General features: G+C 57.4%; 13 protein-coding genes. 9 read left to right on the top strand and 4 right to left on the bottom strand.

Annotated features, from left to right (window positions below; all coding sequences use genetic code 11):
- Window positions 1-928, top strand: a 928-nt coding sequence (locus ACR0AO_RS14990; RefSeq protein WP_480604957.1) for a LysR substrate-binding domain-containing protein, incomplete at its 5' end; no start/stop codon positions are given.
- A gap of 22 nt (window positions 929-950) precedes the next feature.
- Here the strand turns inward: ACR0AO_RS14990 and ACR0AO_RS14995 are convergent.
- From ACR0AO_RS14995 to ACR0AO_RS15005, 3 genes are all read right to left on the bottom strand, one after another.
- Complete coding sequence (locus ACR0AO_RS14995) at window positions 951-2,972, bottom strand: putative 2-aminoethylphosphonate ABC transporter permease subunit (RefSeq protein WP_480604959.1); 2,022 nt, start codon at window positions 2,970-2,972, stop codon at window positions 951-953.
- The gene (locus ACR0AO_RS15000; protein WP_480604961.1) at window positions 2,972-4,093 is read right to left on the bottom strand and encodes a putative 2-aminoethylphosphonate ABC transporter ATP-binding protein; all 1,122 of its coding nucleotides are present in this window, start codon (window positions 4,091-4,093) and stop codon (window positions 2,972-2,974) included. Before ACR0AO_RS15000 ends, ACR0AO_RS14995 begins: the two co-directional genes overlap by 1 nt.
- 126 nt (window positions 4,094-4,219) lie before the next feature.
- Window positions 4,220-5,239 carry a putative 2-aminoethylphosphonate ABC transporter substrate-binding protein gene (locus ACR0AO_RS15005; protein WP_480604963.1) on the bottom strand — a complete coding sequence of 340 codons (1,020 nt, stop codon included), beginning with the start codon at window positions 5,237-5,239 and terminating at the stop codon, window positions 4,220-4,222.
- 508 nt (window positions 5,240-5,747) lie between these two features.
- On the opposite strand from ACR0AO_RS15005, the gene ACR0AO_RS15010 reads away from it, so the two are divergent.
- The 8 genes from ACR0AO_RS15010 (at window position 5,748) to ACR0AO_RS15045 (ending at window position 13,011) form a co-directional block, all read left to right on the top strand.
- Window positions 5,748-6,704, top strand: a complete 957-nt coding sequence (locus ACR0AO_RS15010; RefSeq protein WP_480604965.1) for an SPOR domain-containing protein — start codon at window positions 5,748-5,750, stop codon at window positions 6,702-6,704.
- A gap of 12 nt (window positions 6,705-6,716) precedes the next feature.
- Complete coding sequence (locus ACR0AO_RS15015; RefSeq protein WP_480604967.1) at window positions 6,717-7,883, top strand: D-alanyl-D-alanine carboxypeptidase family protein; 1,167 nt, start codon at window positions 6,717-6,719, stop codon at window positions 7,881-7,883.
- Complete coding sequence (tmk, locus tag ACR0AO_RS15020; protein WP_480604969.1) at window positions 7,880-8,506, top strand: dTMP kinase; 627 nt, start codon at window positions 7,880-7,882, stop codon at window positions 8,504-8,506. Before ACR0AO_RS15015 ends, tmk begins: the two co-directional genes overlap by 4 nt.
- 6 nt (window positions 8,507-8,512) lie before the next feature.
- Window positions 8,513-9,631, top strand: a complete 1,119-nt coding sequence (locus ACR0AO_RS15025; protein ID WP_480604971.1) for a DNA polymerase III subunit delta' — start codon at window positions 8,513-8,515, stop codon at window positions 9,629-9,631.
- Window positions 9,632-9,639: 8 nt separating this feature from the next.
- On the top strand, window positions 9,640-10,443 hold the full coding sequence (locus tag ACR0AO_RS15030; RefSeq protein ID WP_480604973.1) for a TatD family hydrolase: 804 nt from the start codon (window positions 9,640-9,642) through the stop codon (window positions 10,441-10,443).
- Window positions 10,440-11,240, top strand: coding sequence for an MBL fold metallo-hydrolase (locus tag ACR0AO_RS15035; RefSeq protein WP_480604975.1), 801 nt, complete (start codon window positions 10,440-10,442; stop codon window positions 11,238-11,240). Before ACR0AO_RS15030 ends, ACR0AO_RS15035 begins: the two co-directional genes overlap by 4 nt.
- A gap of 72 nt (window positions 11,241-11,312) precedes the next feature.
- The gene (locus ACR0AO_RS15040; RefSeq protein WP_480604977.1) at window positions 11,313-12,245 is read left to right on the top strand and encodes an AEC family transporter; all 933 of its coding nucleotides are present in this window, start codon (window positions 11,313-11,315) and stop codon (window positions 12,243-12,245) included.
- Between the two features lie 70 nt (window positions 12,246-12,315).
- Window positions 12,316-13,011, top strand: coding sequence for a CbiX/SirB N-terminal domain-containing protein (locus ACR0AO_RS15045; RefSeq protein WP_480604979.1), 696 nt, complete (start codon window positions 12,316-12,318; stop codon window positions 13,009-13,011).
- 66 nt (window positions 13,012-13,077) lie between these two features.
- On the opposite strand, the gene ACR0AO_RS15050 is transcribed toward ACR0AO_RS15045, so the two are convergent.
- Window positions 13,078-14,376: a peptidoglycan-binding domain-containing protein gene (locus tag ACR0AO_RS15050; protein ID WP_480604981.1), complete on the bottom strand. Its 1,299-nt coding sequence runs from the start codon at window positions 14,374-14,376 to the stop codon at window positions 13,078-13,080.
- Between the last annotated feature and the right edge of the window lie 59 nt (window positions 14,377-14,435).

A 14,435-nucleotide genomic window follows, 5' to 3' on the forward strand; every position in this document is an offset into this window, starting at 1 on the left:
AATAAACCAAACCTATACACCAAACAGAGAAAAACAAATGGGATACAGCCAACTCAAAGCATTCCACAACGTCGCCAACCTCAAAAGCTTTTCCCGGGCGGCTGAAGCGATGCTCCTGACCCAGCCGGCCGTATCGGAACAAGTCAGAAAACTGGAACAGCACCATGACGTTCTTCTGTTCCACCGCGAAAAGAAAAAGGTCTGGCTGACCGATGCCGGGGAAAAACTTTATCGCATGACCAAGCAGTTTTTCGAGATCGAGCGGGAGATCGAAGATTTCCTGTCTGAATCCAGTCAGGCCGTGACAGGAGAATTGCGCATTATCGCGGATTCGGCACACCACGTCACCGCGATCCTGGGCCGATTTCAGAAGCGCCATCCGGACATCACGATCTCGCTTCGGGTCGGAAATTCCGAAGAGATATTGGAAGAACTACGCAGCTATGACGCAGAGATCGGCATTATCGGCAATCCGTCCCCGGGACGGGACGTCAAAAGCCTGAAGCTTTCGACGACAGAGATCGTCGCCTTTGCGGCCTGCAGCCTGTTGCCAGATGAGAAAACCACTCTGACAATCGAAGAGCTTGCCGAATTCCCCCTGATCTATCGAGAGCAAGGTTCAAAGACGCGTCAGAAGCTGGAAGAAGCAGCTGTCGCACGGGGCGTGATCCTGCACCCCTCGATCGTCGCCGAGGGCCGCGAGGCGGTGCGCGAGGTTGTCGCCTCGGGAGCGGGCATCGGGTTTGTATCGCTTGCCGAGTTCGGGAACGACGAACGGGTTCGCCCTTTGCGCCTGGAAGGGGCCGACATCGAGATGAGTGAATCTCTGGTCTGCCTCAAACAGCGGCAGGACGTCAAAATCATCCGGGCCTTCATGGCCGTCGCCCATGAAGTCATAAAAGAAATGGAGCCCCCCACCAAAGCCTGACCTCGGCACCGGGCACACAGATCTATCGGCTACGCCAAGCCTGAGTTCGCCGCAATACACCTTTGGATGCAACAAGGTGGAGAATCCGGGCCATGGCATTGGTATAAAAGATCATCATTCCCATTGCGGCGGCAGGTGCGATGTCGCCCGCATCATCCATGTTCAGCACGGCAATCGACGCGAGCGAGGTTTTCGGCGAGTAGAGAAATACAACCGCCGACACCGTCGTCATCGCATTGACGAAAAGATAGATCGAGATATCCAGCACCGCCGGCAGGCAGACCGGAACGGTCACCCGCGCAAAAAGCTTCATCGTTGGCTGTTTCAGCGATGCGGAAACGGATTCGAACTCGCGGTCCATCTGCTTCAGGGCGGTAACGGCGGTCAGGTGCGAAACGGTGTAAAAGTGCGTCACCGAGCAAATCACCAGGATCGCCATCGTCCCGTAGATCGCATTCAGAGGATTCGAAGGATTGTTGAAAAAGAAGATATAGGACAGACCCAGAACCATGCCCGGGATCGCCATGGGCAGCATGGCGAACATCTGGAACAAAGACCGCCCCACTCTGAAACCGTTCGACTTTTCAACCAGATAGGCACCGAAAAACACGATTACCGTACCAAAGAATGCGGTCAGCAGCGCCATTTTGATGGAATTGAAATAGGACGCCCAACCGCCACCATCCATCCTGTCGAACTGATAGTTGTTCAGGCTCAGGCTCAGATCGTAAGGCCAGAACTTGATCAGCGCAGCAAACTGGCACACCGCCAGCAAGCCCACGATGAACAGTCCGACCAGGCTGCAATAGACCAGCAGGAGACGATCCGTTTTGCGATTTGGCGAAGGTTGAAACGGCACCGATCTGGCCGAAAGCAGTGCAACCTGTTTGGATTGCACCATCCGGTCGATCGCAAAGGCCAGAATGGCCGGAATCACAAGGACAACCGATACCACGGCACCCATCTCAAAGTTCTGCTGTCCGATCACCTGTTTATAGATATCGACCGCCAGAACATTGAACTGACCGCCGATGACTTTGGGCAGGCCGAAATCGGTAATCACCAGATTGAAAACCACGAACGTCGCCGAAATCAGCCCATAACGCGCACCTGGAATGGTAACGGTCCAGAAGGTGCGCCACGGGCTCGCCCGCAGGCTGACCGCCGCTTCGTAAAGGCGCGCATCCGAGATGGCCAGTGCTGTGGAAATTATGAGAAACGCGTGCGGAAAGGTGAAGAACACCGATCCGATAACGATACCGATCGGCCCATAGATACTGGCACCGAACAGCAACTCCTTGATCATACCCTGATTACCGAAAAGGTAAACCAGCGCGATCCCCGGCAACAGGGAGGGAACGAGGATCGGCGCCATCGCAATCAGGCGGAATACACCTTTGAACGGCATGCAGCTGCGGTTCAGTGCATAGGCGAACCAAAAGGCCAGCGACACGGTCACGACCGTGCTGACGACGGAAATCCACAAGGAATTCTTAATCGAGTTGAACAATGCCGGCGTTGAGAAATAGTTGACGAAGTTGTCCAGACCCGTCGATTTGACAGGGCGGAGCTGAACCCGCCGGAACGTGTTGGAATCGAGCGTGATCCAGTCCGTGCCGTCCTGTAGCGTCGATCCGACAAGGAATCGTCCGGTATCGGATGTATTTCGGACCTGATACATGACCGGGCTTCGGAAACTGAAGTCGGGAAAGAACTTTGTCACGCCCAGACGCCCATCCGACCCTGTAGTCAGATCGGCATCCTGATAGACGCCAAGTTGGGCGTTCAGATCGGCGGCGTTCAAAATCGTTCCGTCAAATGTACCGTCTTCATCGCTGACCTGAAATTCGTACTGCGACAGGTCGAACCGATAGGTCGAGAATGACTTGGACAGCATCGCGTACAGTGGAAATGCCAATGTCACGACAAGATAAAGTGCGATGACCATCATGCTGGCACGCATGATGATGTCGTCCCGGCTGAGCTTTCCTTTTACACGGGGCCCGGACGGCAATGCCTGTGGCTCGGGTGTCGAAAGGGCCATCAATCAGCCTCCGAAACATCAAAGGCCATCAACCGGCTTTCCGGCAATTCGATCACCATGGACTTCCCCTCGCCCAATTCGAGGCGGCGCACGGCGTTGATCGAAAAATCTGCGATGAGTTCGGCGTCGCCGAGCCGCTCATTGTTGACACGGCAGCGCCAGAAGGACCCCAGAAACTCCATCTCGGTCAGTGTCACGTCGATACAATTCCTGTTGGCGCCGGTCTCCAGATACCCGGCTTCGCGCGGAATGATGTCTTCTGGGCGGACCGCGGCGATCGCTGCGGTACCATCCGCGAAGCTGTGCGTTACGCAGGCAAAAGTCTTTTCACCGATGCTGAGCCGGCCGCCATCACTGACAGAAGACCGGATCTGGTTCATTTCCCCGATAAAATCGGCCACGAACAAATTGGCCGGTTCTCGATAAACCTCAGTCGGAGAACCGACCTGTTCAATAACACCATGGTTCATGACGACGATACGATCCGCCATGGCCAATGCCTCTTCCTGATCGTGAGTCACCATGACGGTGGTCACACCAAGTTTGCGCTGCAACTCTTTGATTTCATGTCGTAAATGAACCCTGACCTTTGCATCCAAAGCCGACAGAGGCTCGTCCAGTAGCAACAGGCCCGGATTGGTGGCGATCGCCCGTGCCAGAGCGATACGCTGCTGCTGGCCGCCTGACAGCTGCGCCGGGTATTTTTTCCCTTGGTCCGGCAGACCGACCAGTAAAAGCAGTTCTTTGACTCTGACGGCAATTTCAGACTTGCTGCGCCCGGTATTTTCCAATCCGAAGGCGATATTTTTCTCGATGGTCAGGTTTGGAAACAGTGCGTAGGATTGAAACACTATGCCGAAATCCCGCTCGGATGGCGGCAAGTTGGAAATGTCCTGCCCTGCCTGCGTGACTGTCCCCTTGGTCTGCAGATCCAGCCCGGCAATCGCGCGCAGCAACGTGGTTTTTCCGCATCCCGAAGGGCCGAGGAAACAGATGAATTCGCCCTCGTGAATTTCCAGCGAGATGTCCTTGAGCGCAAGAAACTCTCCGAAGGCTTTCCACAGATTTAGGATACTCAGATACGACTGGCGTGAAGGGGCAGAAGATTGGTCCTTGGGCACGTAATTGATCCTTGCAGCATGGAACCGAGTGCCAGAAAACCCAAACGGGCGGCACGGGTCACAGTCGTCACGTTTTGGCGGATGTGATGGAACGGAGGGACGGCAGCGCCCCTCCGTACAAGCGCATCATTTCGGCTCGGACTTACCGTCATAGCGGGCTTGCCATTCTTTCAGAATTGCAGCCCTGTTGTTTGCGGCAAACTCGAAATCGTTTTGGATCATCGCATCCAGCAGACCTTCCGGGAAGAACTCGACCGGCTTTGCGACACCCGGATAGGCCACCACGGCATAACCCGTGTTGTACATGACGTTGGCATCCTTGGTGACCGAGAAATCCACAAGCTTCTGCGCGGCTTCCAGATCGTCGGTTCCCGCCACGATAGCGGTGGCTTCCATATCCCAGCCGACACCTTCGGACGGCACGATGATTTCCAAGGGCGCACCGGCCGCCTTGGATTTGGCGCCGCGGAAGGCAAAGGAAATCCCGATCGGAATCTCGCCGGCCGCCGCCAGTTTGCACGGTTTGGAACCGGAATGCGTATAGCGTGCGATATTTTCGTGCAGCGCATCCATATACTCCCACCCGCCTTCTTCACCGAAGATCTGCAGCCAGCTGGAAACGTCAAGGAACCCCGTGCCTGATGAGTTCGGGTTGGGCATGATCACCTGCCCCTTGTATTTCGGATCGGTCAGATCCTTCCACGATGTCGGAGGTGTAAGACCCGCCTTTTCGGCCTCGACAGTATTGTAGCAGATCGACGCAACCCAGGCGTCCATACCCACCCAGGCCGGAGGATTGTCGCCGTCGACAAATTTCGTGTCCAGATTTTCAACGCCCGCAGGAGCGTAAGGCTCCAGCATCCCTTCGGATTTCAGCAATAGCAGCGAAGTGGCCGCCAGCCCCCAAATCACATCCGCCTGCGGATTGTCGCGCTCGGCAAGCAGTTTGGCCGTGATAATTCCTGTCGAGTCGCGCACCCAATTGACCTTGATGTCGGGATAGACCTTGTTGAACTCCTCGGCGTACCGGGCAAGGTCTTCGGCCTCGACCGCAGTGTAAACGGTCAGTTCCGTTTCCGCCATTGCGGCAGTCGCAGCCACCATAGTGGCGGCTAATGCGGCAAACGCTTGCGATTTCAATTCCATTTTTTTCTCCTCCGTTGGTCAATTTTTTTCACCCGTTGGTTTTTCGCCTTCTGCGAGGCCGGGCTTTTTTTGAATTATTCACAGTTTCGCGAGTTTTCTCCCCAAGAACAATTGATAATTTCTTCTACATCATAATTTCATCTTATGAATTGTGAGTCATGTTGCTTGGGTTCGAATTTGCAATTAGTAGCCTGCAAAGATCTTTGGCGCTTTGATGCGGCCAGATCGTTCGGTCTCTTTGACCACGGCTTTCAATTGACCTCCGGCTGCAAGGTTTGAGGGCACTCTTGTGTTTGCGCCTAGCCTACCCTGCCAACGTGTGCGCCAATAATTCTCTGGTGCCTGGCATTGTATGGCTATCTGCATAGACTAGACCCGAAAAACGGACACCCGGTGTTCTTTGATGAAATTGGCGGCGACGAATTCAAAATGCGGGAAATCTTGCCGAGGCATTCGAGGCAGGCTTTTAATGGCGTTGAGCGCAGGTTAATATTCGGCAGCAGCGGCAATGACGCCTATGGGCAACGACCGGAAAACCGGCAAACAGGACGCAAAAGCGACCGAAGATCAGGCAAGGGACGACAGGATGAATCGAGCAACAGCGAGACAAAAAACGTCATTTCGGCTGGTAATGCTGGCCTTGGTATTTGGCGCGCTGGCCGGATGCGAAGAAGGCGCGAGTTTTGCCCCGTTCAAGCCGAACGACGGGGCCGGCTCCGAAACGGAACAGACCGGTCGCAAGGGCGAGGTCATAGAACGAGACGTCGAGGCGCCGGAGATTTTTCAGTCCGTGGAAAAAGGGCTCTGGGATGGCCGTCCATCCTTGGGTGGGATCTGGGTCGCGCATCCCAATGTCGAAAAAGCGCAAAGGGTACGCATCACGAATGGCGACAACAACAAGACGGTCGAAGGCGCCTTGTTCCGGCGCGAGCGTGAATTGCCAGGGCCGCGCCTGCAGGTGTCGTCCGACGCCGCCACCGAGCTCGGTATGCTTGCGGGCTCACCTGTCGAATTGAGCGTGGTGGCTCTCAAGCGCGAAGTGATCGAACCCGAGCCTGAACCCGAGATTGTCGAAGCCGCAGAGACCGACGAAAACGTCGACACGGGCTCGGAGATCACGTCAGCCAAGCTTGATCCGATTGCCGGCGCTGCGGCCGCTATTGAAGCTGCGGACGCCGCCGTAGATACGGCTGAGCCAGAAGACGCCAAACCTGAACCCGCTTCTCCGCCGTTGTCGCGCCCCTTTATTCAGATCGGGATTTTCACCGTTGAAGTTAACGCCCAGAAATCTGCCGAAGAGCTGCGCAAGGCGGGTCTGAATGCGGAAATCAAGGAAGGGTCGAAGGACGACAAACCCTTTTGGCGCGTCCTTGCTGGCCCTGCGGCAACAAAGGCCGAACGCAAGGATTTGATGAAACAGGTTCGCGACCTGGGTTATTCCGACGCCTATATCGTGAAGAAATAAGGAGATAGCCGGATGCTGACGTTTCTTCGCCCGACCGTTCTGTCGCTTGGATTTGCCATTCTGGCGCTTCCTGCGATGGCTTTTGATACATCGGCAAAGGCGGCCTATGTTCTGGATCAAACGACCGGCACAGTGCTGTTGTCGAAGGAGGCGAACCAACCCTTGCCGCCCGCTTCGATGTCGAAACTGATGACCCTCTATGTTTCGTTTGAGGCGCTCAGGGACGGGCGTCTGACGTTGGATGAGAAACTGCCGGTTTCGGAACATGCCATGAGTTATGGCGGTTCGACCATGTTCCTCAACACACAGGATCGCGTCCGGGTCGAGGACCTGCTGCGCGGGATCATCGTGTTGTCCGGTAACGACGCGTGTGTTGTGCTCGCCGAAGCGCTGAGCCCGGATGGAACCGAGGCAGGTTTCGCGCGTTATATGACTCAGCGCGCCAAGCAGTTGGGGATGGACAACTCGACCTTCGCAAACTCGAATGGCTGGCCTGCCGCCGGACACATGATGTCGGTGAAGGATCTGGCCGTTCTGTCCGATCGTCTGATTTCGGACTTTCCGGAATATTACCCGTTGTTTTCCGAAGAGGTTTTTGAGTTCGATGGGCGCGCACCTTCGAATATACGTAACCGCAACCCGTTGCTCAAACTCGATATCGGCGCGGATGGCCTCAAAACCGGGCATACCTCCGAGGCCGGGTATGGATTGGTCGGATCAGCCAAGCAGGGTGATCGGCGGGTAATATTCGTTTTGACGGGTCTCGACAGCCAGGCCCGCCGCGCCGAAGAGGCGGAGGCCATCGTAAACTGGTCCTTTCGTCACTTTGTCGAAAAAACCGTCGCCAACGCCGATACTCCGATCGCAGAAGCGAAAATCTGGATGGGAGCGAAACGATCGGTAGGTTTGGTGCCGCAAGGGGATCTGAACCTGCTGCTGCCAATTCTCGGTGACAAGAACGTTGAAGCCGAGGTGGTGTACCAAGGCCCGGTCAATGCCCCGGTAGCGCAGGGTCAGCAGCTGGCCGAACTCGTGATCAAACCCGAAGGATTGCCGGAAATCCGACGCCCGCTGGTGGCGGCCGAAGCCGTCCCGCAGGGCGGGTTCGTTGTTCGAATAAAAACCGTGGCAGGCATCCTGATGAAGGAATTCGTCAATGGTCCCATGGAGGCCATGTGACGGATCGGGGTCTGTTTCTGACCTTCGAGGGTATCGACGGATCAGGCAAATCAACGCAGGCGCGAATGCTTGCTGAATTCTTGCGCACTCAGGGGCGCGAGGTTGTTTTGACGCGTGAACCCGGTGGGTCTGCGGGTGCCGAGGAAATTCGGCGTCTGGTTCTCGAAGGTGATCCCGACCGCTGGTCGGCGGAAACCGAGATTTTGCTGTTCACCGCCGCCCGCCGGGATCATCTGGAACGCACGATCTGTCCGGCCCTGGATGAAGGCAAATTCGTGATATGTGACCGCTTCGCCGACAGTACCCGCATGTATCAGGGACTGTCGCGAGGTGATTTGCGGGGGCTGGTGGATACCTTGCACGACCTCATGATCCGGCGCGAACCCGATCTGACCGTGCTGATCGACATGGACCCGGACACCGGCCTGTCCCGTGCCAAAGGCCGGCAAGGCACCGAGGAACGGTTCGAGGATTTCGGCCCCGAACTGCAGCGACGGATGCGTGCCGGATTTCTGTCATTGGCCAACGAGTTTCCAGAACGTTTCCGCATTATTGACGGCGACCGGGACATGGACACGGTTGCCGCCGATGTGTCAGACGTCGTGATGCAGGCATTGCGATAGGCACGTATGACCGACGAAACGCCCATCCCCGATCAGGCGCCCGGCGCCCCTCACCCACGTGAAACAGCGCGGCTGATCGGGCAATCCGAAGCTGAGCGGGCCTTTCTGAGCGCGTTCAATTCCGACAGGATGCATCACGGCTGGCTGCTGACCGGCCCGCGCGGGATCGGCAAGGCCACATTGGCCTGGCGGATCGCGCGTTTCTTGCTGGCGACGCCGGCCTCGGATGACGGCCTGTTTGGGGCACCCCCGCCCCCGGAATCGCTCGAAATCGACCCCGACCATCCGGTGTGCCACCGAATTCACGCCGGGGCAGAGCCAGGATTGGTGTCAGTTACCCGTTCGCTGAACGATCAGGGTAAGCTGCGAAACGAAATCGTCGTCGATGACATTCGAAAGCTGGGGCGGTTCTTTGGCCTGTCCTCGACGGATGGCGGGCGGCGGGTCGTGATCGTGGACAGCGCCGATGAGATGAACGTCAATGCGGCAAACGCGTTGTTGAAGATGCTCGAAGAACCGCCGGCACGAACGACGCTGTTGCTTGTATCGCACCAGCCTTCGCGCCTGCTGCCGACCATCCGGTCTCGCTGCCGGACATTGCGGCTGTCCCCGTTGGACACCGACGACATGCAGGCTGCGCTTGCGCAATGTGGCGCCGAACTCCCTTCGTTGCCGGAAAACCTCGCTGCGCTGTCTTGTGGCTCCGTCGGTGAAGCGGTCCGATTGCTTAACCTGGGCGGGCTGGAGATCTATGCCGAATTGGTTGCGATCCTGAACACACTTCCCCGCCTCGACCGTCAGCGCGCTCTGGCTTTGGCCGAGGCATCGGCCCAACGCGGCGCGGCGGAGCGGTTTGACCTGCTGCTGTCCCTCATCGACATGGCAATGGCTCGATTGTCGCGAACCGGAGCGACCGGTCAGCCACCACTGCCCGAAGCGGCCCCCGGAGAGGCCGGCCTGTTGCAACGCCTGGCGGCATCACCGCAATTGGGGCGGTTGTGGGCCGAGACGGCGGCCACGATCACGGCGCGAACCCGACATGGTCGGGCGGTGAACCTTGACCCCGCCGCTCTGGTCCTAGATACGATGTTCAAAATACAGGAAACCGCCGGTCAGAGCAGATGAGCGACAGCATGCCCCCCCCTGTCATCACCGACAGTCATTGCCATTTGGACTTTCCCGACTTTGAAGGGCAATTGGACCAAATCATCGACCGCGCCGCCGAAGCCGGCGTGACCCGGATGGTGACCATTTGCACCCGCCTGCGCAATGAGCCCGCGGTGCGTGCAATCGCCGAGGCGCATGCGCCGGTATTCTATGCCGCCGGAACCCACCCGATGAGCGCCGCCCAGGAACCGATGGTTACAGTGGACGAATTGGTAAACCTGTCTGCGCATCCGAAATTCGTGGGCATCGGTGAAACCGGGCTGGATTACCACTACACCGGCGAAAGCGCGCAGGTTCAGAAGGACTCGCTGCGCATCCATATCGAAGCCGCTCAACGCACGGGTCTGCCGCTGATCATTCATGCCCGCGCAGCAGATGAGGACATGGCCCGAATTCTGACAGACGAATACCACAACGCAGCCTATAGCTGTGTCATGCACTGCTTTTCCTCTTCGGCGGAACTGGCACGCGCCGCGTTGAAACTGGGCTTCTATCTGTCCATGTCCGGAATTGCGGCCTTTCCCAAAAGCCAGGAAGTGCGCGACATCTTTGCCGCGGCGCCGGTCGACCGTATTCTTGTTGAAACAGACGCCCCCTATCTCGCTCCACCGCCCCATCGCGGTAAACGCAACGAACCGGCCTATACCGCGCATACTGCCCGTAAGGGGGCCGAGATTTTCGGCATGGACTACCCTGATTTCGCAAAACAGACGCAGGACAATTTCGATCGCCTCTTCGCCAAGGCCGCGACATTCAAGGCCGCCGCATGAAAGACGAGTTGCGCTTTACCATTCTCGGCTGCGGCTCGTCCGGCGGGGTGCCGCGTCTGGGCGGGCATTGGGGCGATTGCGATCCGACCAACCCCAGGAATGTGCGCCGCCGTTGTTCCCTGCTGGTTGAACGTGTCGGCCCCGAAGGAACCACGACCGTGCTGATCGACACGCCTCCGGACATGCGCAGCCAGCTTTTGGATGCCGGAACCGGACGGTTGGATGCCGTGATCTATACGCATTCTCACGCCGATCACGTGCACGGCATCGATGACCTGCGCATGATCGTCTACAACATGCGCGCGCGCGTGCCGGTCTGGGCCGACGGCGATACACAAAATGCCCTGCTCGGTCGGTTCGGATATGCCTTCATCCAGCCCGAGGGCTCGCCTTACCCTCCTATCCTGGACCTAAAGACCATCAGCGGAACATTTGAAATTGATGGTCCCGGCGGGCCGATCCCTTTCAAACCTTTCACCGTGGGACATGGCGCCATCGACTCGCTGGGCTTTCGCATTGGCGGGGTCGCTTATCTGCCCGATGTCGCGGAAATCTATGACGAAGCCTGGAACGCACTGAAAGATCTCGATTGCTGGATCCTGGATGCGTTGCGCCGCAATCCACACCCGACACACGCGCATCTGGAGCGGTCGCTGGAGTGGATCGAATTGGCAAAGCCCAAACGGGCGATCCTGACCAACATGCATATCGATCTTGATTATGAGACCGTGGATGCGGAAACTCCGGACTATGTAACCCCTGCCTATGACGGCATGGTGATCCGGTATCCTTTTTAGGCGGTTTCGCTGAACCTCTGGCGCCGAACGCCAGAAGGGGACAGCCACGGCCAACCAGACAAGAGCTTGGCCATGTTTCAAAGCCTGATTGACGTCATCCTGCCTGTTTTTCTGGTGATCGGTGCGGGATATGCCGCCACTCGGACAGGCTATTTCAGGTCCGAACACGTCGATGGCCTGATGAAATTCACGCAAGGCTTTGCAATTCCGTGCCTGCTGTTCAAGGCCGTTGCGACGCTGGACCTGCAGGCCAGTTTCGATCCGCGGTTGCTGGCTAGTTTCTTCAGCGGCGCCGGATTGTGTTTCGTCGTTGGCATGGTTGGCGCACACTACATCTTCAAACGCGACTGGGAGGACAGCGTCGCAATCGGGTTCTGCTGCCTGTTCTCGAATTCGGTACTGCTTGGCCTGCCCATCACCGAACGCGCCTATGGGCCGGACAACCTGACCGGAAACTACGCGATCATCGCTTTCCACTCACCCTTTTGCTACGGTGTCGGCATCACCGTGATGGAAATCGTGCGCAATCGTGGCGGCGGTGGCCGCCGGATGATGGGTTCAGTCCTCAACGCCATGTTCCGCAATGTTTTGATCCTGGGAATTGCGCTTGGTTTTGTCGTGAACCTGACCGGGTTACCAATTCCCGCGGTCGCCAACAACGCTTTGGATCTGATCACCCTCGCCGCCCTGCCGGGCGGCCTCTTTGCGCTTGGCGGCATTCTGGTTCAATACCGGCCCGAAGGGGATCTGCGCACCATCTTTTTCGTGTGTTGCGTTTCGCTGATGCTGCACCCGTCCCTTGTGTGGCTGTTCGGCAAAACGCTTTCCCTGCCGCAGGATTTGTTCCGTTCCGCTGTGCTGAACGCTTCGATGGCACCGGGCTTCAACGCGTATATCTTTGCGAACATGTATGGGCGTGCCAAAAGGGTCGCGGCGTCCTCGGTGCTGATCGCGACGGGGGCTTCGATTCTGACGGTCTGGGTCTGGCTGACCGTGCTGGGATAAACGCAGACATGGCACGATTGACATTTCACGATTTGGCTACAATTTTTCCGGAACGACGAAGGAGCCGAAATTGCCGCATGCCCTGATTGTCGCCCATGGCCAACCATCCAACCCGGTGCCGGCAGAAGATGCCTTGCGCGGATTTGCCGATCGTGTTCAGGAGACGGTTCCCGACATTGTCGTTCATTCTGCCACTCTGGCCGCCCCCGGCCAGTTTGAAACGGTGATCGCGGAATTGCCGGACAATACCGTGATCTATCCGCTGTTCATGGCTCGAGGCTGGTTTGTAGACAAAGTCTTGCCCAAACGACTGGGGAAAAGATCGCTACAAATTCTAGGCCCGCTAGGAACCGATCCCGACTTGCCCAAAGTGGCGGCAATGGCCCTGTCCGAAGAGTTGGCAAAATTGGGTTGGCAATCTGAAAATACCGACCTGATACTGGCCGCCCACGGCTCGGGTCGCAGCCAAAATCCGGCGCGCGTAGCGGCAAGATTTGCCAAAGACCTTTCAAGAAACGTGAACTTCAGATCCACCCGCATCGGTTTCGTTGAAGAAACGCCCAGCATTACCGAGGCAGCGCTTGGGGCTTCGGCGCAATCAGTGTGCCTGCCCTTCTTCGCCTGTGCCGGTGGACATGCGCTTGAAGACGTACCGCAAGCCCTGAAAGAGGCAGGGTTCAGGGGGGCTAAGCTGCCAGTGCTGGGGGAACTGCCGTCGATCCCTGCACATATCGGGCATCGGCTAACCGCGCATTTCCATGAATGAAAAGTTGCGCTGAAAATGCGCAAGGCAGGGCAAACCGGCCCCGCCTTGGCGCTTCAGTTTCGCAAATCAATCGCTCGTCGTAGTCGAAAAGATCGGCAAGGTCGAAGATGTCGCACCACCGCCGCCAGTTGCCTCAGAAAGAACCGCCAAACGCTGTGGGGTTTGTCCAAGGACCGGAGAACCGGACTCCGCCGCACTCAGCGCCATTTGCATCCATTCCTGTGGCTGGGCCCCGGTCGCCTTGGCAACACCGATCCCCTCGCGCAGCTGATGGCTGACGATTTCAGCATAGCCCTTTTGCCCTGCGGCAACGAGCAGCACCGCCGACGACAATGCCATTTCAGCGTCATCTGTACGATAGCCGACGCCCAAACAGACTTTGCCGCCGGAGACGAGCTGATCGATAGAGTTCCCCGATTGTGTCAGCACCGCCGAGGTGTTTGCAACCACCTGATCAGGCGTCTGGGTGTCGATACCAGTGATTTTTGGGGCAATCGCATCGGTCAATTGCTGACACTGCGCCTCAATTTGCGGCGCGGTCATGTTGGGAATGTTCTCTTCCAGTTTTGATGCATCGGCTATGGCATTAATACGCGCCTGGCAGAATTGTTCATTTAGGGCAAGATCCACATTGCTGACCCCGCCGGGCTGGGTTGCACCACCATTTGAAGCCGTCAGAAGGCTGGTATCATTGCACAACTCGTTTGCGGATTTCCCCGCAGGCGCAAAGCCGAATGACGGTAGTTGACCACCCGTATCGGCCCGCGCCGCCACAGTTTCCCCGCCCAGAACCGGTGCCGTAATCGGTTGCGGAGCCTGCGTTTGCGGCGCTGTGGCCAGCTGCGGCTGAGTGGCCGTCTGAGGCGTCGCTATGCCAAGCTGTTCGTTTCGATAACTGCGCAACAGACCCGCCGTTCCTTGGCTGGCCACGATCTGATTGTAGGGGGCCACATGTGCGCTGGACAGCGCCCGATTGTACGATGTCAGCAGAAAGTTCCGCTCATAATCATCCAGATAACCGTCAATATTATAGCCCATATCAGCCTGATACTGGGAAATCCCGGCCCGACTGCGGCGGCCAAGCTGGCCATCGACGGTGCCGACATTATAGCCGAAGTAATTCAGCGCTGTCTGAACCTCACGATTTTGCTGACGTTGTGCGGAAGAAACCCCTGAAGAGGAATATGTCGAGCGACTTGATTGCTGCTGTTTCCGCTGTTTGCTCTTGTGGACTTCATTGACCACCAAGCCGCCAATTAGTGCTCCGCCCAAAAACGCCGCCGCTTCGTCGGACTGGGCCTGACGCGCAGGAACAAAAGCGACACTGGCAGCCATCGCCGTGGCGCATAGATACTTTGCAAACATAACCATAACCTCACTTTCCAACAGGGCACCAAAAGGGTTGCGCGCCCGGTTTCGTTGAA

This window comes from Ruegeria sp. AF8, assembly GCF_056541825.1.

Bases quoted from the DNA above. Each gene is read 5' to 3' on its own strand.
- ACR0AO_RS14995 (WP_480604959.1), bottom strand. From the start codon at position 2,972: ATGGCCCTTTCGACACCCGAGCCACAGGCATTGCCGTCCGGGCCCCGT.
- ACR0AO_RS15005 (WP_480604963.1), bottom strand. From the start codon at position 5,239: ATGGAATTGAAATCGCAAGCGTTTGCCGCATTAGCCGCCACTATGGTG.
- ACR0AO_RS15010 (WP_480604965.1), top strand. From the start codon at position 5,748: ATGACGCCTATGGGCAACGACCGGAAAACCGGCAAACAGGACGCAAAA.
- ACR0AO_RS15015 (WP_480604967.1), top strand. From the start codon at position 6,717: ATGCTGACGTTTCTTCGCCCGACCGTTCTGTCGCTTGGATTTGCCATT.
- ACR0AO_RS15025 (WP_480604971.1), top strand. From the start codon at position 8,513: ATGACCGACGAAACGCCCATCCCCGATCAGGCGCCCGGCGCCCCTCAC.
- ACR0AO_RS15030 (WP_480604973.1), top strand. From the start codon at position 9,640: ATGCCCCCCCCTGTCATCACCGACAGTCATTGCCATTTGGACTTTCCC.
- ACR0AO_RS15035 (WP_480604975.1), top strand. From the start codon at position 10,440: ATGAAAGACGAGTTGCGCTTTACCATTCTCGGCTGCGGCTCGTCCGGC.
- ACR0AO_RS15040 (WP_480604977.1), top strand. From the start codon at position 11,313: ATGTTTCAAAGCCTGATTGACGTCATCCTGCCTGTTTTTCTGGTGATC.
- ACR0AO_RS15050 (WP_480604981.1), bottom strand. From the start codon at position 14,376: ATGTTTGCAAAGTATCTATGCGCCACGGCGATGGCTGCCAGTGTCGCT.